The organism is Bacteroidales bacterium (genome assembly GCA_021648725.1).
Taxonomy (GTDB): Bacteria; Bacteroidota; Bacteroidia; order Bacteroidales; family JAADGE01; genus JAADGE01.
Genome location: JAKISF010000032.1, coordinates 1 through 23,189 on the forward strand (window position 1 = coordinate 1; position 23,189 = coordinate 23,189).

Annotated in this window: 17 protein-coding genes; 7 read left to right on the forward strand and 10 right to left on the reverse strand. The window is 30.9% G+C overall.

Annotated features, from left to right (window positions below; translation table 11 throughout):
• Positions 1-166: 166 nt before the first annotated feature.
• From L3J35_11115 to L3J35_11160, 10 genes are all read right to left on the reverse strand, one after another.
• Entirely contained in the window at positions 167-2,815 is a 2,649-nt protein-coding gene (locus L3J35_11115; GenBank protein MCF6366740.1) for a DNA gyrase/topoisomerase IV subunit A, read from the reverse strand.
• 28 nt (positions 2,816-2,843) lie between these two features.
• Positions 2,844-3,812: a DKNYY domain-containing protein gene (locus tag L3J35_11120; GenBank protein MCF6366741.1), complete on the reverse strand. Its 969-nt coding sequence runs from the start codon at positions 3,810-3,812 to the stop codon at positions 2,844-2,846.
• A gap of 16 nt (positions 3,813-3,828) precedes the next feature.
• Positions 3,829-5,664, reverse strand: a complete 1,836-nt coding sequence (locus tag L3J35_11125) for a type IIA DNA topoisomerase subunit B (GenBank protein MCF6366742.1) — start codon at positions 5,662-5,664, stop codon at positions 3,829-3,831.
• A gap of 301 nt (positions 5,665-5,965) precedes the next feature.
• Positions 5,966-8,044 carry a hypothetical protein gene (locus tag L3J35_11130; protein ID MCF6366743.1) on the reverse strand — a complete coding sequence of 693 codons (2,079 nt, stop codon included), beginning with the start codon at positions 8,042-8,044 and terminating at the stop codon, positions 5,966-5,968.
• Between the two features lie 83 nt (positions 8,045-8,127).
• Positions 8,128-8,874, reverse strand: coding sequence for a 3-oxoacyl-[acyl-carrier-protein] reductase (fabG, locus tag L3J35_11135; GenBank protein MCF6366744.1), 747 nt, complete (start codon positions 8,872-8,874; stop codon positions 8,128-8,130).
• A 66-nt stretch (positions 8,875-8,940) separates the two neighbouring features.
• A complete protein-coding gene (locus L3J35_11140; GenBank protein ID MCF6366745.1) occupies positions 8,941-9,888 on the reverse strand; it encodes a D-2-hydroxyacid dehydrogenase in 948 nt (315 codons plus the stop codon).
• Positions 9,885-11,942 carry an acetate--CoA ligase family protein gene (locus L3J35_11145; protein ID MCF6366746.1) on the reverse strand — a complete coding sequence of 686 codons (2,058 nt, stop codon included), beginning with the start codon at positions 11,940-11,942 and terminating at the stop codon, positions 9,885-9,887. The genes L3J35_11140 and L3J35_11145 overlap by 4 nt, the downstream gene beginning before the upstream one ends.
• Positions 11,943-12,066: 124 nt before the next feature.
• A complete protein-coding gene (locus tag L3J35_11150) occupies positions 12,067-13,710 on the reverse strand; it encodes a hypothetical protein (GenBank protein ID MCF6366747.1) in 1,644 nt (547 codons plus the stop codon).
• Positions 13,711-13,822: 112 nt separating this feature from the next.
• Positions 13,823-14,782, reverse strand: coding sequence for a hypothetical protein (locus tag L3J35_11155; protein ID MCF6366748.1), 960 nt, complete (start codon positions 14,780-14,782; stop codon positions 13,823-13,825).
• Positions 14,783-14,784: 2 nt separating this feature from the next.
• Positions 14,785-15,372 carry a class II aldolase/adducin family protein gene (locus tag L3J35_11160; GenBank protein ID MCF6366749.1) on the reverse strand — a complete coding sequence of 196 codons (588 nt, stop codon included), beginning with the start codon at positions 15,370-15,372 and terminating at the stop codon, positions 14,785-14,787.
• Between the two features lie 84 nt (positions 15,373-15,456).
• Between L3J35_11160 and L3J35_11165 the strand changes: the two genes are divergently transcribed.
• The 7 genes from L3J35_11165 to L3J35_11195 all read left to right on the forward strand — a co-directional run bounded on the left by L3J35_11165 (position 15,457) and on the right by L3J35_11195 (position 23,171).
• Positions 15,457-16,419 carry a hypothetical protein gene (locus L3J35_11165; GenBank protein MCF6366750.1) on the forward strand — a complete coding sequence of 321 codons (963 nt, stop codon included), beginning with the start codon at positions 15,457-15,459 and terminating at the stop codon, positions 16,417-16,419.
• 2 nt (positions 16,420-16,421) lie between these two features.
• Entirely contained in the window at positions 16,422-17,402 is a 981-nt protein-coding gene (locus L3J35_11170) for a VWA domain-containing protein (protein ID MCF6366751.1), read from the forward strand.
• 21 nt (positions 17,403-17,423) lie between these two features.
• On the forward strand, positions 17,424-18,446 hold the full coding sequence (locus tag L3J35_11175) for a VWA domain-containing protein (GenBank protein ID MCF6366752.1): 1,023 nt from the start codon (positions 17,424-17,426) through the stop codon (positions 18,444-18,446).
• Positions 18,447-20,612 carry a tetratricopeptide repeat protein gene (locus L3J35_11180; GenBank protein MCF6366753.1) on the forward strand — a complete coding sequence of 722 codons (2,166 nt, stop codon included), beginning with the start codon at positions 18,447-18,449 and terminating at the stop codon, positions 20,610-20,612.
• Between the two features lie 8 nt (positions 20,613-20,620).
• Positions 20,621-21,271 (forward strand): response regulator transcription factor, encoded by a 651-nt coding sequence (locus L3J35_11185; protein ID MCF6366754.1) that lies wholly within the window; start codon positions 20,621-20,623, stop codon positions 21,269-21,271.
• Positions 21,272-21,413: 142 nt separating this feature from the next.
• Complete coding sequence (locus tag L3J35_11190) at positions 21,414-21,689, forward strand: DUF6150 family protein (GenBank protein ID MCF6366755.1); 276 nt, start codon at positions 21,414-21,416, stop codon at positions 21,687-21,689.
• Between the two features lie 36 nt (positions 21,690-21,725).
• The gene (locus tag L3J35_11195) at positions 21,726-23,171 is read left to right on the forward strand and encodes a DUF1565 domain-containing protein (GenBank protein MCF6366756.1); all 1,446 of its coding nucleotides are present in this window, start codon (positions 21,726-21,728) and stop codon (positions 23,169-23,171) included.
• Positions 23,172-23,189: the final 18 nt, after the last annotated feature.

The window sequence follows — 23,189 nt, forward strand, 5'->3', positions numbered from 1 at the left end:
ACTTACCCCCTATATATACCGTAAAAATAAATACTATTTTTAAAAAGCAAAATTTCAAAGAACTTTTTATTATATTTTTCTTATTTTTACACAGTTATGATTAATCCTTAACTAAACGACATTGATATATAAATACTTAAGTTGCTATATATCAAAGCAATTTCCTTTATAAATCTAATTTAATTTGATTTCCGTCTTTATCTGTTTTAACAACCTCAAATTCAGGTTCTTTATTGTCTGTTTTATTATTATACGTCTTTTTTTCTGATAAAGTTTCATTATTTAAGACATTTTCATCTTTTTCTTGTATAAGCTCTGTTATTTTCTTTACGGAATAAGTTGTTAACCGCTTACCTCTGGCTTTATAGCTTTTTTCAGAAATAAATTCTGCAGCCTCAATAATTTCATTCGGTCTGTCGTTATTTTTTCCGCCGAAATGAATTTCAAATTTAGCATTCAATTCATCAGAAATTGAAATTAAACGAGAATTTTTATGTTCCCCGATAAAAGATGAGACACCGTTAATACCTTCAAATTTAAAACGTTTTAAGTAGTTATATTTTTGTTCGCCTTCATAAAAAACAGCAGTCCAAACTTTATCGGGATTGTATTTTTCTATTTTCAGAACTCCTGTTTCAAAATGGTTTAAAAGTTCATAAGTTTTAATTTGAAATTTTCCTGAATCGTAAACAACCAATATCTTATCATCTGCAATAAATTCTCCGAGGTACTCTCCTCTTCCGTCGGCATTTAGTTTTAAAACTTCATGGTCGAACCAAATTTTTCTTCCGCCGAGTGTTGAAACTCCCTCTTCTTTTAATACAACTTTTTGAACACCGTATTTTGTTGCAATATTTCCCATAGAACTTCTTCCTTTTATTGCAAGTTCTGAGAAATCGATTTCTATCATTTTGTTTTTAAGCCTCTTACGAGGTCTGTGGGTTATTTTTACGGTTTCTGCTTCACCGTTAGGATTTGCAGTAAACCAAATTACTTTTGAGCCTTTTTCACCCTTTGTTAAATTGTATTCTTTATCTCGAATAATACTTTTAACATTAAATCTTTTCATGTAATAGTATCCGGATTTTCCGTCAAAATATATAGCATTATAAACTGTTCTGTCATCATCTTTTCTCCAAACGTCAATATGAATAACGCCTTCGCCTATATAAAACTTTTCTTCAACTTGTTTCACAAAATAAGTTCCGTCTTTTCTGAAAATAATAACAAGGTCAATATCGGAGCAGTCTGCAACAAAATCATCTTGTCGCAAAGACATTCCGGCAAAACCGTCTTTATAGTTTACATATAGTTTTTTATTGCGAACAACAACTTTTCGAGCTTTAATTTCTTCAAAATTTCTTAATTCGGTTCTGCGTTCTCTTTCTTTTCCGTGTTTTTTCTTAATATTTTTGAAATAATCAATTGTATAATTTATGATATTTGCCAAATTATTTTTTACGATTTCAATTTCGTCAAGAATTGCTTGCAAATGCTCTTCTGCTTCAATTGAAGAGAATTTAAGAATTCTTCTCATTCTTATTTCAAATAATCTTTTAACATCTTCATCGGTTATTTCTCTGATAAATTTCTTAACAAAAGGTTTTAATCGTTTGTGAATATGTTTAATTACGGTTTCATAATCTTTTCCTTGCTCATATTCTTTATCTTTATAAATACGTTCTTCAATAAATATTTTTTCCAAAGAAGATAAATGCCAAGATTCTTCAAGTTCGGCTTTTCTTATTTCAAGTTCTTGTTTTAAAAGATTTAAAGTATTATCGGTTGAATGTCTTAAAATTTCCGAAACACCTACAAATCTCGGTTTATCTCCTATAATTAAAGTTGTATTCGGTGAAATTGAAACTTCGCAATCTGTTACGGCATAAAGTGCATCAATCATTTTATCGGAAGAAACTCCCGACGGAAGATGTACTAATATTTCAACTTTATCGGAAGTATTATCTTCAATTTTTTTGATTTTTATTTTACCTTTATCATTGGCATAAACAATTGATTCAATAAGAGAAGTTGTTGTTTTCCCGACAGGTAATTCGTTAATTACAAGCGTTTTAGAATCTTGCTTACTTATTTTTGCTCTTACTCTTACTTTTCCGCCTCTCATTCCGTCGTTATAATCGGAAACGTCAGCCATTCCTCCGGTTAAAAAGTCGGGCAACAATTCAAAAGGTTTACCTTTCAAATAATTTATTGCTGCATCAATAACTTCATTAAAGTTATGCGACAATATTTTTGATGCCAATCCTACGGCAATACCTTCAACGCCTTGCACCAAAAGTAAAGGGAACTTAACGGGCAAGTGAACAGGTTCTTTATTTCTTCCGTCGTAAGACGGTCGCCAAACAGTAGTTTTGGGGTTAAAAACAACATCTAAAGCAAATTTTGAAAGTCGAGCTTCAATGTATCTCGGTGCGGCTGCTCTGTCGCCGGTTAAAGTATTTCCCCAGTTACCTTGTGTATCAATTAAAAGTTCTTTTTGCCCGAGTTGCACCAAAGCATCACCGATTGAAGCGTCTCCGTGCGGATGAAACTGCATTGTATGACCGATAATATTTGCAACTTTGTTGTAGCGTCCGTCATCCATTCGTTTCATTGAATGCAAAATACGTTTTTGAACAGGTTTCAGTCCGTCGGAAATATGCGGAACTGCACGTTCTAAAATAACATAAGATGCATAATCAAGAAACCATTTTTTATACATTCCGGAAATGTATTTTACTTTATACTCCTGTTCTTCAACAATTTCTTGGTTGCTTGTTAATTCGTCTTCTTGTGTTTTATCTTTTTCGGGCATTTGTTAAAATATAAATTATATTGTTGTTTTATCGTTTTGTTCTTTTTCCGAGTAAATAACAGCTCAATGAATCAATTGCATCAATTGTATCATTATCAATTAGTTGGAATGAGTTATATTCAGCACCGTAAATAATTTTATTTTTAAAAAAGATTTTTGAATTATCTTTTGAATAGTTTTTTCCGAAAGCTGAAAAAGTATTTCTGTCGGCATTTTCAATAACCTTATTTTTATAATAAATATTAAAATTATCTTTTGAATAATATTTTTCATTCAGAATTGTAAAAGATTCGGTAAAGGCATCAAAAACATTCAAAAAATCGGGTTCTCCTATATTTTTTTCTGTATCAATGCAATACACATTCCTTTTGTCTTTATAATATTTTAATGAACTCAGGTGCATATCATCTTCGATGCCGATAAATGTATTTGCGTCAGAATCAGGTATTTTTAAAAGAACTGTATCGTTATTCATATAAATATTTTTTCCGTCAGTTGAAAAATAGCCGTCAATAACTTCAAAGTTTGTAACATCATTTATTCCGAAAACTTCTTTGCCTTTATACCAAATTCGTTCGTTATCTTTTGCATAAAAATTATTTAATATTTTAAAGTGTTCTTTTACTGCGTTTACCAATAAATTTTGTTTATAGAAAACATTATTTTTATCATTAGAATATGAATTATTCAAAACTTTAAAGGTAAAAGGGTCTGCTCCTGATATTTTATATTGTTTGTACCAAATCGACATTTTATCTTTTGCCCAAACATCCGAAAAACATCGTCCGTCATTCGAACTGTCTGAAATAACTTCAAAATTTTCTGCATTTGCAGATTTTAACTCAACAGTATCGATTATTCCGGTTGCTGTTTTATCAAGAAACTTAATAGCCTGATTTTCTTGAATATAACAATGACCTATTTTTTTTATCTTCTCTTTTTCACACGAAAAAATACTTAGTATTATTCCTGTTATTATGAGATATCTTAATTTCATTATAAAGTTGTAATTATTATAATACTTCTTCTTCGTCTCTTAAATTTTCTATTATAAATTGTTGGCGTTCTTGTGTGTTTTTTCCCATATAAAAATCGAGCATTTCAGAAATTGATTCTTCTTTATTAATGATTACAGGGTCTAAGCGTATATCTTCTCCGATAAAATATTTAAACTCGTTGGGTGATATCTCCCCCAGCCCTTTAAATCTTGTTATTTCAGGGTTTTTACCGAGCTTTTTCATTGCTTTTTCTTTTTCTTCTTCCGAATAGCAATAATATGTGTCTTTTTTATTTCTTACTCTGAATAAAGGTGTTTGAAGAATATGTAAATGTCCGTTTTTTATAACATCGGGAAAAAACTTCAGGAAAAAAGTAATTAATAAAAGTCTGATGTGCATTCCGTCAACATCGGCATCAGTTGCAATTACTATATTATTATATCTGAGTCCTTCCATGCCGTCTTCAATATTAAGAGCGGCTTGGATAAGATTGAATTCTTCATTTTCATAAACAATTTTTTTTGATTTACCGTAAGTATTTAAAGGCTTTCCTTTTAAGCTGAAAACAGCTTGCGTGTTTACATTTCTGGATTTGGTAATTGAACCGCTTGCAGAATCTCCTTCCGTAATAAAAATTGTGGATTTTTCTGCATCATCCTTTTTTGTATTATAATGTGTACGGCAATCTCTGAGTTTTTTATTATGAACTTTAACAGTTTTTGCTCTTTTTCGTGCTAATTGTTTAATTCCGGATATTTCTTTACGTTCTTTTTCAGCTTCTTGGATTTTTTTCCAAAGTTCTTCCGAAACTTCGTTGTTTTGATGAAGATAGAGTTCTAATTCTTTCGTAACAAAATCCATTATAAAAGAACGAACCGTAAGACCGTCGGGAGCAATATTTTTTGAACCGAGTTTTGTTTTTGTTTGTGATTCGAAAACAGGTTCTTCAACTTTTATACTTACTGCCGCAACAATTCCGGTTCTTATATCGGAGAAATCAACATTTTTTTTATAATAATCTCTGATTGTTTTAACAATTGCTTCACGAAATGCCAACAAATGTGTTCCGCCTTGTGTTGTATTTTGCCCGTTAACAAAAGTATAATACTCTTCACCGTATTGATTTGCATGAGTTAATGCTATTTCAATGTCTTCTCCTTTTAAATGAATAATCGGGTATCTTCTTTGCTCTTCTTTAATGTTATCGGAAAGTAAGTCGAGCAATCCGTTTTTGGAATAATATGATTTTTCGTTAAAAGTTAAAGTTAAACCTGAATTAAGGTAAACATAATTTTTCATCATTAGATCGATAAAATCCTCTAAATAATGATATTCTTTAAACAGCTCATTATCAGGCCTGAATATTATTTCCGTACCGTTTTTTTTAGTCGTTTTTTTAATTTCTTTATCTTCGATTACATTACCTGCAGAATAATGAATTTCTTTTACTTCTCCTTCTCGAAACGAACGAATAATAAACTTAACGGAAAGAGCATTAACAGCTTTTATCCCGACTCCGTTCAATCCTACCGTCTTTTTAAAAACTTTGGAATCATATTTTGCCCCGGTATTCATTTTAGAAGAAACATCAAGAACTTTTGACAGAGGAATTCCTCTGCCATAATCACGAATTGAAATTTCTCCTTGTTCGGCTTTAATTTCTATCTTTTTTCCGTGTCCCATCATAAATTCATCAACTGAATTATCAAGAACTTCTTTTAAAAGCACATAAATACCGTCATCTTGAGAAGAACCGTCACCTAACTTCCCTATGTACATTCCGGGGCGTTTTCGAATATGTTCTTTCCACTCTAATGTTTTAATTGTATCTTCCGAATAAACTGCTGACATATAATTATTACATTGTTAATTTATTGAATTATTATAAAATATGCATTTATGCAGGAAATGTACCCCGGTAAATTAAATGCACACTTGTTCAGTCTGCGAAATAGATAATATTTTAAAAAAGATACAAATGAAAGTTTTAACAATTTGAAAGAATTGTATTTATTTTAATAGTATTAACAGATTTAATACTTCCGAATAATTATTATAATATACTAATTATCAGATAAAAGACAATACAATTCACAATAATATGTAATTCCTTTATTACGCTTTCTTTATTGTTAATAAATACAAAAACAGCTTAATATGCCCCGCGGAATTTACGCATAAACCATTCGCCGGTAAGCAATGCTGTAAGCAAAAAGAAAATAATTTTAAAATTGATTAAACTTTCTGTTTTCTTCTCACTATATGCAACAGGTACAATATTTTCATTTTTTTGGACAGACTCAAGTAATTTACTTATTTCTTTTGGATAGAAAAGTTTTCCTCCTGTATTTTCAGAAATTTTATATAAAATATTATGATCAGCAATTGTATTCTCAGCTTCAATATTTAAGGGGACTACAGAAAAAATACCTTCTTTCTTGTATCTTTTGCCTTTAATAATTGTTTCGGCTTTCCAAGAATAATCTCCGCTCGGTAATTTGCCTATATCTATTTTATATGATTTGCCTGATTTCTCAAAAATATAATCTTTAATTTGTTTTGCAGAATCCGAAATTTGAATATTTACATCCCCTGCATTAACTAATTCAAAATTTTTGTCATAAACCTCTGCTTTAATTACAATTTCTTGATTTTCAGGAATTATTTTTTCTGCAATAATCTTAAACCTTTCTTTTGTTTCTTTTTGAGTAAGATATTGCACAATCTTGTTAATCAGCTCATTAAAAAGGTAGTGATTTTGATTGCTCTTATAATCGAAGATACGCCAACGCCAAATTCCTTCACCTGTAATTACCGCAGTTTTCTTGCCTCCGGTTGCAGAATTAAATACAATCAGAGGGAAGCCTGTATCAATATTTCTTACTTTTCTGCTGAACAATATTTGTGCATCTCCGCTTGTTTTATAATTACCGAAAGCCGATAACATAGGAGGTGCGTTTAAACTGATTGTTTCAATATCTGGATTAACCTCAAATAAAGTAAAATTTTGGTTTAATTTACCTTTTACTTCATCGGCAGAATTTGCGTATGCTCCTGTTGTCAGTCCGGTATTTAAATTATCAAATTTTTGTAAGGAACTTTGGCTTCCGAGAATATATAAAACCGGAATATTTGATTGCTTAATTTGTGAAATAACTGCTGTACCCGAATTATATTTTGAAGGTAATTGATGTAAAATTATTAAATTATATGCATAAACAGGTTTATTAAATTTATTTGCAAGGAAAAAATCAGTTTCAAAATTTTGATTAAGTTCCAAAGCTTGCCTTATTGCAGAAATATCAGGATGCGGAGAGTTGGCAAGAATTAATATTTTTTGTTTGCTGTCAACAACTTCCGTTATAACTTGTTTACTGTTATTTTTAAAATTTACTTCTTCAAGTTCTTTCAGCTTAATTTTTAATTTATGAAACCCTAATTTATCGGCTTTTATTTCAAAATTATAGTTTTTAAAAAAATCATTATTGTTTATTGTAAATTTTTGTATTTTTATCAGTTTTCCGTTATCGAAGATTTGAATTTCGCTTTGTTTACCTTTTAATTTCTTAGCTTTTACACTTATTTGAAGAGGGTATGTATTTTTCAAAAATGCAATTTTATTATTTTTTACTTTTGTAAGAATTAAATCTTCTTTTATACTCGTATCGCCCAATGCAATAGTATATATCGGAAAATTAATATCGTTTATTTCATAAGCAGGATTTGTACCTTTGTTGTATATTCCGTCGCTTGCAAGTATCACGGCACCTATATTTCTGTGATAGTATTTGTTTTTTATATCTGAAATCAGTTCGGCAATATCTGTTTGTTTTTCCGAAAAGCTGAAACTGTCAGTTTGTTTTATTTTTTCCCCGAAAGTATAAGTTTTAAATATGTAATTATTTTGCTTTTCATTAAAGAAATTTGAAATATTTTTACTGAACATCTTTATATTTCCCTTGTCGGAATTTACTGATTCTGAGTTATCTTGTGCATAAACAATAATTGGTTGCTCAATAATTTTACCCAAAGATTTTAATACGGGAGAAAGCAACAAAAATGATATAATACTTACGGACAAGAATCTTAAAGCAAACATAAAGTTGCGAATAAGTTTAGAGGCTTCGGCAAATTTTTTATCCTTTCTGTATAACAACCAAGCGAATAAAAATCCGGCTGCAAAGCAAAAAATTATAAACCATAAAGGATATTCTGTTATTAATGATGACATATATTTATATAACGAATAAAAAACGACTTTAATACAAAAGTAAAAAAGCCGTTTGAATATTTATCTTTTTTCAATAATATTTTCTATGTATTCATTGCTCCGCAAACATTAATAACTTGTCCGCTTACATAAGACGATAAATCGGAAGCAAGGAAGATACATGCGTTTGCAACATCCTCAGGAGTTCCGCCGCGTTTTAAAGGAATGGTTTTAATCCATTCTTCACGTGCTTTTTCAGGAATTTGAGCCGTCATTTCAGTAACAATAAATCCGGGAGCAATTGCATTACTTCTTATATTACGTGCACCAAGTTCTTTAGCGATTGATTTTGTAAAACCGATGATTCCTGCTTTTGATGCCGAATAATTTGACTGACCTGCATTTCCGCTTACACCTACAACCGAACTCATATTAACGATTGAACCTGAACGTTGTTTCAACATGGTTTTTTGAACTGCTTTAGTCATGTTAAAAACAGATTTTAAGTTCACGTTTAAAACTAAATCCCATTGTTCTTCGGTCATTCTCATTAATAATGTATCACGAGTAATACCGGCATTATTGATTAATGCATCAACACGCCCGAATTCTGCAACAATCTCATCCACAGTTCTTTGAGCATCATCAAAATCGGCTGCATTTGATGCGTAAGCTTTTGCTTTTACACCATATTCTGTAAGTTCTTTTTCAACAGCTTCTGTATTTTCGTCTAATTTTAAATCCGTAAAGGCAACATCAGCTCCGTGTTTTGCAAATTCTATTGCTATTGATTTTCCGATGCCTCTTGCCGCACCGGTTATAACTGCAACTTTTCCGTCTAATAATTTCATATTTTATTATTTTAATTTTCTGTTTTATAACAGACAAAAATATAATTTAAAATGAAGTTTTCAAAATTAACACAAATCAATTTCATTTCCTTTTTCTGCAATAAATAAGCGGATATTGTTACTTATTCCCGCAACCAACCGTTGCCTTGCTTCAACAGACGTCCATGCTATATGCGGCGTAATTATAATATTAGGTGCTTTAAACAGAATATTATTATCTTTCGGAGGTTCTTGCGTTAACACATCAACAGCTGCATAGGCTATTTCTTTGTTAACAAGTGCTTCGTATAAATCATTTTCATTTACAATCCCTCCCCTTGCGGCATTAATAAGAATTGCTGTTTTTTTCATCAATTTTAATTCCTTTTCGGAAATAAGATTTTTTGTTTTATCGGTTAAAGGTGTATGAATTGTAAGAATATCAGATTGTTGCAAAATTTTGTCAAATGATAATCGATCGGATGATTGCTTTGGATTAATAAAACTTTCAGATATTAAAATATTCATTCCGAAAGCTTTTCCGATTTCAGCTACACGTTTCCCGATAGTACCGTAACCGATAATACCGAGATTTTTTCCTTTCAGTTCGATAAACGGATGTTGCAACATTGTAAAAACCGAAGATTTTTGCCAAAGACCGTTTTTAATATCATGTGCAACATTTACCGTTGAGTTCATAACAGTCAAAATATACCCGAAAACGGTTTGAGCAACAGACTCCGTAGAATATCCTTTTACATTTGTTACAACAATGTTTCGCTTTTTTGCTTCTTCAATATCAATATTATTATATCCGGTTGCGGCAACACAAATAAGTTTCAGTTTTTTTGCGGCATTCATTTCATCTTTGCCTATAAGAACCTTGTTTGTGATAATAATTTCGGCATTTTTTATTCTTTCTAATACTTCATTTTCGGAAGTCGTATTATAAGAAGTTAAATCAGCCTGATTTTCAATAGCTTGTAATGAAACATCATTACCTATTGTTGCTTTGTCCAGTAAAATTATTTTCATTTTTTTATTCTTATTCTTGCATCAACAGCAATTACATCTGTTGCAGTTCCCAAAAGCGGATTTAAATCCGTTTCAATAATTTCGGGAGCTGCCTCGAGTAATGCAGAAAGACGTATTATTATATCAATAAACTTTTCTTGATTTATACCTTCTTGTCCTCTTGTTCCTTCAATTAATTTATATGATTTCAGGGATTTTATCATTTTTTCGGCTTCCTGTTTTGATACAGGTGAAAGTACCGAAGAAATATCTTTAAAAACTTCGATAAAAATACCGCCCATACCTGCTAAAACCAAATGTCCGAATTTGTCTTCATATTTTGCTCCTGCAAATAATTCTGTTCCGCTGAGCATCGGTTGCATTAAAATAGCTGTTGTATCTTTTATTTTAATCATTCTGTTAAATTCCGATGTTAATTGCTCTTCATTTTTAACATTTAAAACAACACCTCCGACATCAGATTTATGAACAGGTCCTACAACTTTCAGAACAACGGGAAAAGCAATCTTTTTAACTTTTTGCAATGCATCTTCCAAAGTTTCGGCAACAAATTCTTTTGCTCGGTTTATTCCGGCTGCATCAAGCAAATTCTGAACTTTTTCGGGTTCTAAATATCCGTCTTCTGAAGTTTCAATAATGTTTCGGATTGTATTTGTATCAACTTCGGGAAGTTGAATATTCTCATTTGCCGGTTTATCGGTAAAATATACTTTTGATAAAGCATTTCCGAGAAGAACTTCTTCCGGAAAGAAAACTCTGTTTTTTGAAATAAAATCTTTTATTTCTTCTTTTGCTTCATTTAAAGACGGCAAAACAGGATAAATCGGTTTTTTGCATTTTTGCATTTTTTCATTTATAACATCGTAAGCATCGAAAACTTTGCTTAACCCGGGTGTTCCGAAAATAACAGCCATTGCGTCAATTTCTTCAAAATTATTTTCACAAGCATCAATAATGTTGTCTAATTGTTCTGCCGTTCCGGTTGCCAAAAAATCAATCGGATTTGCAACGGATGAACCGGGATATAGTTTTTCTAAAAGTTCATCTGCTTTTTTGCCTTTTATTTGCGGAATATTTAACCCCCCTTTTTCAAGTGCATCGGTTAACATTACCGCAGGACCTCCGGCATGTGTTATTATTGCAATATTTTTTCCTTTTAATTCGGGGAGCATAAAAACTGAAGCAACAGTTATGAGTTCTTGTCTTCCGTAGCAACGAACAATTCCTGCTTTTTTAAAAAGTGTATCAACTGCGACATCAGAACTTGCCAAAGCTCCTGTGTGTGAGGATGCTGCACGACTTCCGGCATCTGAACTTCCGGATTTAACAGCAGCAATTTTGCAACCTTTCCTGATTAAAGAACTTGCATGTTTTAAAAGTTTTTGAGGTTTATCAATTTGTTCCAAGTATAAAAGTTTAACTTTTGGGCTGATACCTTCCTCATAAGTATTGTCCATATACTCTAAAACTTCCTCTACACCTGTTTGAGCACTGTTTCCTACGGAAAAAACATTTGCAAACCTTAATCCGTTGGGAATTCCGAGTTCCATAATAAATACGGCTGTTGCACCCGAACCTGAGATAAAATCAACGCCTTGCGAATCTAATTTGGGAATAGGAGAAGTAAAAACACCGTGATAATTCGGTGTTAAAACACCTATACCGTTCGGACCGATTAACACACCATTAACATTATTAATTATATTTACGATTTCTTGTTCAATTAATGCACCTTCCTCACTTGTTTCAGAAAACCCTGCCGAAAGTATTATGAATGCTTTTGTGTTTTTAGTTTCTGCAAGGATTTTTATTGAATCGGTACAAAATTTGGCTGCAATTGCTAGTATTGCCAAATCTGTTTGAGGTAAATCGTTAACATCTTTATATGATTTTATTCCTTGAACTTCTTCTTGTTTAGGGTTTGCAACATATAATTTTCCTTTATAGTTGCCTTTAATAATGTTATATAAAACTTTGCCTCCGGGTTTATGAATATCATCAGAACCTCCGATTACAGCAATACTTTGAGGATTTAATAATTGTTGATTTATCATATTAAGTTTATATTACTTTATAGATTTAACAAAAGTAAAAAAAGCAATTATGTTTTACTATGATATTTTAAAATAAAAAAAGACAGTCTGAGAAAGACCGTCTTTTTTTTATAGAAATAATATTTTAGTTATTTGTTTTTTTACCTTGATTTTTATTTGTTCTTAAAAATGCTTCGGCTTTTCGTTGAATGTCTCCTGTAATAAGTCTGTCTTTAATTAAGGCTTGAATTTCATTTGTTGTATAAGTATTCAAGTTAAAGTTTGTTCTTACAGTTTGCATCGGAGAGTCATCTCCTTTTTGAGGATTCATATTTTTTAAATAACTTTTTGAAGCCGGTGCTTCCGTCATTACTCCATTAACGAAAGTAAGAGGTCCGCCCTGTGTGTCAGTAAGATAAAAATAGTTATTTGATTCATCAAATTCTGAAATTACATCATATCCGTCAGCAATTGTAACTAAATAATATTCACCGTTAACAGTTGTGGGTATTGAATAAGGCCAACTAAATCTTGCTGTTGAAGGGTCTGCAGCATCCCAATATACCGCTGCGGCAACACTTTGCCCTGAAAGAACATTAACATAATTCCACCAATTACCTATTCCGTCTCCGTTTGCACCTAAGTCTCCGTTTTCTCCTAAATTTCCGTAATCATCAGAGTAATAATCGTAAAGTAATATTCCGTAGTCGTTCGCATCAAAAGCATTATAATAAATAAGTAGTATATTCCAGTCTGTTACAGCATCGACTTGATTTGTTCCGGAATTAAATACATTATATTTAGCTATTCTGTTAACACCTCCGTCATCAATATCTACATACTCCCACGCCATTAGGTCGTATCCGGAATTTATATCACCGTTATCTACTTGATTGTCATTATTTGTATCAGGGTCAGATTGAATATTAGTTGCAACAAATGTACAAAATGCAAAATCACCGCTTACAAAAAAGTTATAATCAATCCAAATGTAACCGTTATCTCCCCATGTCGGTCCCCAAGAGTTAAATACTCTGAATGCACCGTTTGTACCTTTGTTATCATCATAGCCGCAAAGTACCATTGCGTGATAAGCATTAGGGCCGGAATATCCGTATGTATCCGAATAATGAACGTCACTACTGTTAAAAGACATAAAGTTATCCCCTAGTTTTGCACCGAAAGATAATAATCTTTTTTGGGATAAGTATTGTTTAATTGTGTTAATATCAACTTCAACTTCTCTGTAACTTTGAATTTTGTGATTTACTGCAACATTATTTTCAGATGAAGAAGGAGAGCTTGAACAATCTCCTAAATTAGTATAAGGTGAAGTTGAAACATCAGAGATACCTGTGCTTAATAATACATCATAAGCCGGTTCAAAACCTGTACCGCTACAGTCTGCACCTTTACTTGCACTTGGAATAGACCAAAATAAAAATCTCGGACTGTATTTTTGGCTTTCGGTAAAAGATGTTCTTCCTTCTCCTTTTGCATCCATATATGATTTATGTCCGTATCCCACAGCCCATGCTACACATGTTCCGTATTGACCTTGGTCTCCTACCGGCGGAAGGTAAGAAGACAAATCAATGCTTGAAGGTAAATTTCCCGAGCCAAAGTTTATATCATCTTCAATATTTGATAAATCATCACCGTTACCACCGAGACCAAACCACCCCAATCCATTACTGAAATCAGGATTTTCAGGATCGCAACTCGGAAAAAATAAAACAGCACCGAAGATAAAGCTTCCTGCTATTAAAATTGAAATTAATTTTTTCATATTATATAAGGTTTAAAAGTTAAAAATTATGTTTAATTCAGTAAAAATAGTAATATTTTTCGTAACAACGCCGATATTAGTTGAGTTTTTCCGTTTTACTTCATTAAATTAATCATTTTTCGACAATTATGTACTTCGTATTTTCAATAATATAATCGCTTCCTTTTTTTATATTACAGTTAAACTTTTCAGGGTCTGAAATATAAAAAACACTGTTCTTAAAAGTAAAAACTCCGATTATCTCAGAATTATTGTATGTTGTTTTTCCGAAAAAAACACAATCTTTAAATTCTGATATAAAATTAAACTTTGTTTTGATAAATTCTGTTCTTCCTCTGAAAACTGAGTTATTGAAATTTACTTTTTTAATAAATTCAGAATAATTAAAAAAAACATCATCAAAGAACTTAACATTTGTAAAGTCTGCATTTTTGTTAAATTTACTTGCTCCGAAATGAACAGGGTTATTAAATTTAGATAATTGGAACAAAACATTATCGTCAAAAATTGTTTCAAAAAAATTCATATCCCCGTTTGCAAACATTAAATTAAACATTGCAGCTTTTTGAAAATGAACTTTTGAAAAATAATTCTTTTTAAAATTAAAAGCACAAGCTTCAAATGAAACAAACTCTTGAAATTCTGATTCAGAAAAATTTACAAGTTCGTTAAAATCTGAAGACGTAAAGTTTACCGTATCTTGAAAAGTACATGAAATAAAAGTAACATTTTTATTAAAGTTTGATACTTTGTATATTTCATTTTCTTGTTTTCGTGCAATAACTTTTCCTTTAAACGTGCAGTTATGAAACAAAATTGACGAGTTTATATGATATTTCTGTAAAAAAGGTGTTTCCAAATTAAAATCCTCAGAATTCAAAAAATTAATATCTCCTATAATTGTTGCATCTTTATATACAATATTTTCTTCGTTTCTTATTTTTTTATTTATTTCGGAAGCATTTATTATCTTATTTCTTGCTTCTTGGTTAACAGTATTTTGCTTTTCTTTGTTTTTACAAGAATAAAACAGTAAAAATACGAATAATACTAAAACAATTTCTTTTTTCATTTTTATTTATTTGATAATAAACTTAATACAAATGTTCCGGCTTCTTCCTGTGTTTTCCCTACAGAAATAAATCCGTGATTTTTTAAGATTACAAAGTTATATTTTTTTAACGTATTCAAAGTATCTTCGGCTAATTCAATTGTGCCGTAGGGTAATTCTGTTTTTGTTTCGGGAAAACCGTTTTCTTTTGCTCGTTTCATAATATGCTTTGAATGTCCGTGAAAAACAGCATTAATATCCGATCTGTTTTTATAAATTAAACCATGCATTAAAGTTTCGGAAGACGGTGCTTTTAAACCGTTTGCAACAACTGTATTTTTGTTAATATTACAGGAAATAACCTCAGAAAAATCAGTATGTAACATAGAATGATTTAACGCTGTTCTACCGGCAGTTATAATAAAAACATCGGAATTCAGTTTTGTTCTGAAACTTAAATTACCCGAAGAGCCCCCGGGATAAAGAGGAGCAAAATCATATCTGTTAAATATACCGCACCATTTTTTTAACAGCACGATATGAGGATGCAACGAAATCCGTTTCATTTTCTGAATATAAAAAAACTTAGTTCCGGTATAAATTTCTGCCATTAAATAAATTTTTAATAAAAGTATATCTATTTTTTGGAATATTACAGTTCATAATTTTATTTTTGCTTAAATTTTTATTTAAACATGCAAAAACAGTTTATATATATATTATTTATTTTGCTCCCTAATTTGTTGTTTTCACAAGCAGCAATACTGGAAAAAGATAAAATTATAATCGGAGACCAAATTACATTCAGCCTTCAAATTGATAAAAATAAGGGAAAAGATATTCAATTTCCGGTGTTTGAAAATAATATTATTGAAGGTATCGAAATAATTGAACATTCTGACATTGAATCTGTTGATAAAGGAAAAAGACTTCGCCAATCCTATATCATTACTTCTTTTGATGATTCTTTATTTTTAATAAAACCGTTTAAGTTTATTGTTGACGGAAAAGAACTTGAAACAAATCCATTAAGATTACAAGTTTCAAATTATCAACCGGATTCTGCATTTATCAGTAAAATTGATACTACACAACAAATTCCGATAGCAGATATTAAACCTCCTTTGGAAACTCCTATGACTTTTAAAGAGTTTTTTAAACGTTTTTGGATTTATATTTTAATTATTCTGATTGGAATTGCATCTTTTCTTATAATTAAACATATCATCAAAAAAAGAAAAGCAAACCAACCGATTTTTGCAAAACCGAAACCTAAAATTCCGGCACATATTCCGGCTTTAAAGAAATTGGAGACTTTGAAACAAGAGGAACTTCATAAAAAAAATGATTTAAAACCGTTTTACACAAAACTAAGCACAATTATCAGAACATATATCGAAGACAGGTTTAAAATTTCAGCTTTAGAATCAATTACAAGTGAAATAATCAATGATTTTAAACAAACTGAATTTGCAACGGATGATATAAACAGCAAATTGAAAGATTTATTATCATTATCAGATACAGTTAAATTTGCAAAAAACAAACCCGATGATTACAGAAATGAAATGATGATTGAATATGCTTTTTCTTTTGTGAATCATACAAAGGAGATTGAAGTTACAAAAGAAGAACTTAAAACTGAAAATAAAGACTAATTATGACCTATGCACATCCGCAATATTTATGGTTTTTACTCAGATTAATACCTTTATTATTATGGTATATCCTAAAAAAAAGAAAATCTCAAGCAAGTATTCGGTTTTCTTCAACGGAAGTTTTTAAAACGTATAAAAAACCTTTACGTCAATATTTACGTCATGTTTTATTTTTGATACGAATGATTATTATTGTATTATTAATCATTATTTTGGCTCGTCCTCAAACAGAAAAAACAAATGAAAAAGTAACAGAAGGAATTGATATAGTCATTGCTTTGGATATTTCGGGAAGTATGTTGGCTCAGGATTTTAAACCGAATCGTTTGGAAGCATCAAAAGATATAGCGGTTGAATTTATCACGAAACAAGAGTTTGACCGTATCGGTTTGGTAGTTTTCAGCGGAGAAAGTTTTACACAATGCCCCGTAACCCTTGATCATGCCGTTTTAATTAATATGTTTAAAGATATTAAGCAAGGTTTAATTGAAGACGGAACAGCAATCGGCTACGGACTGGCAACAGCAGTTAATAATTTAAAAGACAGCAAATCAAAAAGCAAAATTGTGATTCTGTTAACCGACGGTGAAAATAATGCCGGCAACATTGACCCGATGACCGCAGCCGATTTAGCAGCCAAGTTCGGTATTAAAGTGTATACAGTCGGTGTCGGGAAAAATGGTTTTGCTGACATGCCTGTCCAAACCATTTTTGGGCAGCAATTGCAACAGGTTGAAGTTAAGATTGATGAGGAAACACTCAAAACAATTTCTAAAAAGACGGACGGGAGATATTTTAGAGCAACGGATAATAATTCATTAAAACTGATTTATGAAGAAATTAATAAACTTGAAAAAGATAAAATAAAGGAAAAGCTTGAAAAATACAGAGATGAAGAATTTATGAAATTCTTATTTCCGGCTTTATTATTATTAATTTCAGAAATGCTGTTAAGACTTTTTGTATTTAGAAATATTCCGTAAAAACTTAAATAAACAACGACAATGAATTTGTTTCAATTTAAAAATCCTGAAAATTTATGGCTCATAATCATTATTCCGCTGATAATCGGATTATATATTTTTGCTCAATATTTAAAAAACAAACAAATTAAACAATTAGGAAACAAAGATTTAGTTCTGAAATTAACTCCTGATTTCTCAAAATATCGTATTATCTTTAAATTTACTGTATTACTGTTTGCTGTTTTTTTTATAATTATTGCTTTAGCACGTCCGCAATCAGTCAGTAAAGTAAAAACCGATGCCGGAAAGAACCGAGAAATAATAATAGCCCTTGATGTTTCAAACAGTATGTTGGCAGAAGATATAAAACCAAACAGGCTCGGAAGAGCAAAGCAAATGATATCAGATATTTTTCATAATAACCCGGCTGACAGAATCGGCTTAATTGTATTTGCGGGCGATGCTTTTGTTCAAATTCCGGTTACTTCAAGCTTTGCTTCGGTTGATGTATTTTTGTCTTCGATTGATACAGAAACAGTTCCCGTACAAGGAACTAACATCACAAAAGCCATAGAAATGTCAGTAGCAATGTTTGATGAAACAGAAAACAGTGAAAAGCTGATATTAATATTGACCGACGGAGAAAATCATGAACAAAAAGCCATTGAGGCTGCAAAAAAAGCACATGAAAAAGGAATAATTATTTCAACCGTAGGTGTAGGTAAAAAATTTGCAGTTCCTATTCCCGACAGAAATACCGGTAATTATAAGAAAGACAAAAACAATAAAGTAGTTCTTACAAAATTAAATAACCTTATTCTTACACAAATTGCTAATGCCGGAGGCGGTAAATATTTTGAAACCGGAAATTTCTTTACAGACATTGAAAAAATTCAAAAACAAATAGACGGACTTGGAAAAACAAACGGAAAAACTGAAATAGAAGAATATGCAGACCTTTTTCCGTATTTTATTTTTATAGCATTAATTCTCTTGGTTTTAGAATTTATATTTCTTGAGCGCAGAAATCATAAATTGTCGAATTTGAGTATTTTTAAATAGATGACGGTTATACCGAGAATTATGAGAACTATTTCAAGACAACTATTCTTAATATTATTCGGGTTATTATTTTCTGTATCAATTTATTCACAAAATAAAATTGACAGTTTAAAGAATGTTTTGAATTCTGAAATTTCTGATACCTCTAAAATTAGTACGCTTAAAGCACTTTCAACAGTATTTCTTAAAATAAATAAGGATACAGCAGTTTATTATGCTTTAAAAGCTTATGCTTTAGCTGTAAAGACCAAAGTGATAGATATCGTTGCTTCGGCAGCTTGTAATCTTGCCGATGTTTATTATTACAAAGATGAATTAAATTATGCGATTAATTATTATAAAATTGCTGCAGAATATGAAAAAAAGATTCATGGTGAAATTTCTGACGAATATGCAGCAAGGTTAGGAGATATCGGTTATTGTTTTTTTAAACTCGGGATATATGATATTTCTGTTTCATACTTTGAAAAGTCATTAGAAATTGTTAGAAAAACTAAGAATCTTGATGAAGTATATACAAACATTAACAATATCGGACTGGTATATCATACTTGGGGTGAATATGATAAAGCAATAATTGCTTTATCGGAAGTTCTAGAGTTTGATTTAAAACAAAATAATTATATAAATATTTCTTCTTCGTATAACAATATCGGTAAAATATATGAAACTTGGGGTATATACAAACAAGCCACAGATTATTATACAAAAGCTTTAGATTATTCAAAAAAAACTAATAATTTATCACAAATTGCTGTGCGTTACAGTAATCTCGGAATGGTTTCCTTCAAACTTGGGAACTTCGACTTGGCATCGGAGTATTTAATCAAAGCAATTGAATTAGACCTTAAAGAGGGAAACCTTGTAAAAGTTGCTGTTCGACAAAACGAGTTGGGAAGAATTATAGCAGCAAAGGGAGATTATAAACTTGCTGTTGATTATAATATGAAAGCTCTGAACACCTTTAGAAAAGCAGGCATACAAAGCTCACAATCAATAGTTTATAAAGACCTGGGGGATATTTATAGAAAAATGAAACAATATTCTTTGTCTGAAACCAATTATCTTGCAGCTGTTAATATTTCAAAAGAAATTGGTTCAATAGATAATGAGCTGTATGCTTATAAAGGGCTGTCAGAATTATTTAAAATTACCGGGCATTTTCAAAAATCATTACTTTACTACATGAAATATGACAGTCTTAGTACGATTATCTTTAATAAAGAAAATAACAAACAAATCTTAGCTTTTGATATAAAATATGAAACCGAGAAAAAAGAAAAAGAAATTGAACTTTTAAAAAATGAAGCCATAATTAAAGATGTTAAACTAAGCAGAAGCAAAATAGTATGGATTTCATTGCTTGTCATTTCTGTTTTACTCATCAGCATTGCTATTATCTTGATTAAAAGAAATAAATTAAAAACTGAGATTAATAAAATTCTGAAGGAAAAAAATAAGCAATTAAATATTTTGAATGCAACGAAAACAAAATTTTTTGCTATTATTTCTCATGATTTATTAAATCCGCTTTCGGCGATTCATACTTTAACAAATGCAATTGAAACCTCTTTTAATAATATTGACAAAGATCAATTACTTGACTTTATAAAAGAACTAAATAAATCATCGGAACAGACCTATTTATTGCTTCAAAATTTATTGGCTTGGGCATCTTTAAATAACGGAAGGATGAAATATATACCTGAATATGTTAATTTAAATATTCCGGCAAATGAAGTGATCTCAGTTTTACAAATAAATGCAGATGAAAAAAAGATAAGTATTAATACTGATATTCCTGACAATATAGTTGCTTTTATAGATAAGTTAATGATATCAACAGTATTACGAAATTTAGTTTCAAATGCAATTAAGTTTTCTTCCGAAAAATCATTGATAACTGTTTTTGCTAAAGTAGAAGATAAAATGATAATAATTAGTGTTAAAGATAACGGGGTCGGAATGAGCAAAAAAGATGTTTCGAAATTATTCCGAATTGATGTTGAGAGTAATGCTGTCGGCAATCATCCGGAAAAAGGAACCGGTCTTGGTTTAATTTTATGTAAAGAACTGACAGAAAAATGCGGAGGCAAAATTTGGGCAAAAAGTGAACTTAATAAAGGTAGCGAATTTATATTTACAGTTCCGAGAAAAAAACAGTAAATTTGTGCATGAACAAAATCAAAGTTTTTATTGTTGATGACCATAAAATAGTTCGCAATGGACTCTTTGCTATGCTTATTGCTAATAAAGAAATCGAAGTTATCGGTGAAGCCGGAAACGGAGAGGAACTTTTTAAAAGTCTAAATAATAATATTCCCGATGTTATTTTGCTGGATATATCAATGCCGGGGATTTCAGGTGTTGAAATCAGTAAAATCCTCTCAGATAAATATCCCCAAATTCAAATACTGATTATTTCAATGAATACAGATGAAAGAACTATTTTATCTGCTTTAAAAGTCGGCATTAAAGGTTTTTTGCCGAAAGATACCTCCAAAGAAGAGTTGATAAAAGCAATTATTTCTGTTAATATCGGTAATGAATACTTCGGAACAGAAATTTCTCAAATTATTTATAAAAACTATATTGAAAGTATAAATCCGGGATCAAAGCAAAATAAGCTTGAAATAACTGAACGAGAAATTGAGGTTATCAGATATATTTCTGACGGATTGTCTTATAAAGAAATCGGAACAAAAATGTTTATCAGTCCCAGAACTGTTGAAACCCACAGAAACAATATCCTTTCCAAATTAAAACTGAGAACCAATATCGATTTGGTTAAATATGCAGTTAAAAACGAAATTATCAACCTTTAAAATAATTATTTAAAAAAGTTTCTAAGTGATTTCCCCTACTGTAATTTCAGGGAATTAACTGATTGATAAGTCTTCGAAACTCATCTACATTTGTCATGTGTCAGATAATTCTTATTTTAGTATTAATCCTTAAAAAATAAAAATGCCTAAACTATTTAGAACAGACATTCAATCGGAAGCAGATGTGAAAGTTTTTATCAGTGATATTCGCTCAGAAGCAGATATTGTAGTATATGAAACTCAAAATGAGTGGGAAGCCACAGAAAAACAAATTTGGTGCTATACAAATATTCAAAGTGATGCAGATAAAATCATATTTTTTGCAAGCGGTGTATGGGATGCAGATATTGTAATTTTTAAAACTGATATTCAGTCAGATGCAGAAATAGTTAACAGTTCAAAAACAGATTTACTTTAATATTTTTAATTCAAATAATACCAAAAATCTCTAAAAATGAAAACAAACAAATTAATACTGTTATTATCAGTGCTGTTTATATTTACATTTCAAACAGCAATGACATCACAAATTAGTGTAAACAGCTTAAAAAATAAAGCAAAATCATTTAAAACAAAATCAAACTCTGAAACGAATTCGAGCTCTGTTTCAAATACAAGTTCAAACTCTACAACAGAAAGTAAAAATGAAACGGTTTCAACAAATAATTCAGGAACAGCTAAGATAATTTATGTTTCAAAATCCGGGAGTAATAAAAATGACGGAACTAAAAGTTCGCCCTTAAAGAATATCGATAAAGCCGTACAAAAAGCTATGCCCGGAGATAAAATTTATATTGCCGAAGGCATATATAACGGAACCTTCGGTGTCGGATATATTGAAACGGATAAACCATTAAAACTGTACGGAAGTTGGGATTCCGATTTTACCGGACAAGACATTATAAATCATCCGTCAATTTTTCAACCGGATAATGCTCGCGGCGGAAAAGGTCGTAAAGCTCTTTTACGATTTACAAAAGAAGTTGACGGTACATTCATCGACAATATTGTATGGGATATGGGCGAACGAAATTGTTACGATTTAAAAGACGGTTTTGTAGAAGGTGTAGAAGGCGGAAGAATACGCCGGTCATCAGAACCATTAGCCGGAAAAAATAGTACGGTTGAAGAGCCTTGTATTTCAATACGTTCCGGAACATTAGGCGGTGATGTATGCATTCAAAATTGTGTGTTTGTAAACGGAGCAAGTTTCGGAATTCAAGCAGCACATAAAAGCGGATTATTTAAAGTCTTAAATAATGTTTTTGTTGCCAATCGTATGGCAGCTGTCGAAATATTCGGAACTTGTGCCGGAAGTAAGGAGAAAGCAAATATGGTTGCCTGCGGTGATGTTGAAATTGCAAATAATACCGTTCTTTTTACATGGAGTCGGTTAAAAGATTTCGGTGATATGGGCTACGGAATCAGAATTATGACCAAATTGAAATATAACATTCATCATAATATTATAGGAGCTAACATTATGGGCGGAATTGATAATTCAAGGTTTTGCAAAGATGAATATGTGAAAATTGATAATAACATCTTTTTCGGTAATAAAGGCGGTGATTTAGAATATTATCCTGCAAGCAATGTGGAGTTAAAGTTGAATGTTGATGAATTTGAAGATCTTGAATTTGAATCCGTCAGTAATAATAAAAGTGTAGCACCGCCATTGTCTGTAAATCAAGCGTATTTAAAAGGTTTTTTTAAAGCAAGTTACAGTGAAACGACTAACTATGATCCTAATTCAGCCGAAAATCAATGGGCAAGAGCATTGGGCATGAACCAACAAGGCACAATGTCATCAAAAGTATCAATGTTCATGAATAAATATCCTTGGAAAGAAACATTACAATTATTCGGAATGAGCAAAGAAGCAGGTGCTCAGAAACCATAATTTAAACAGTTTTTAAAT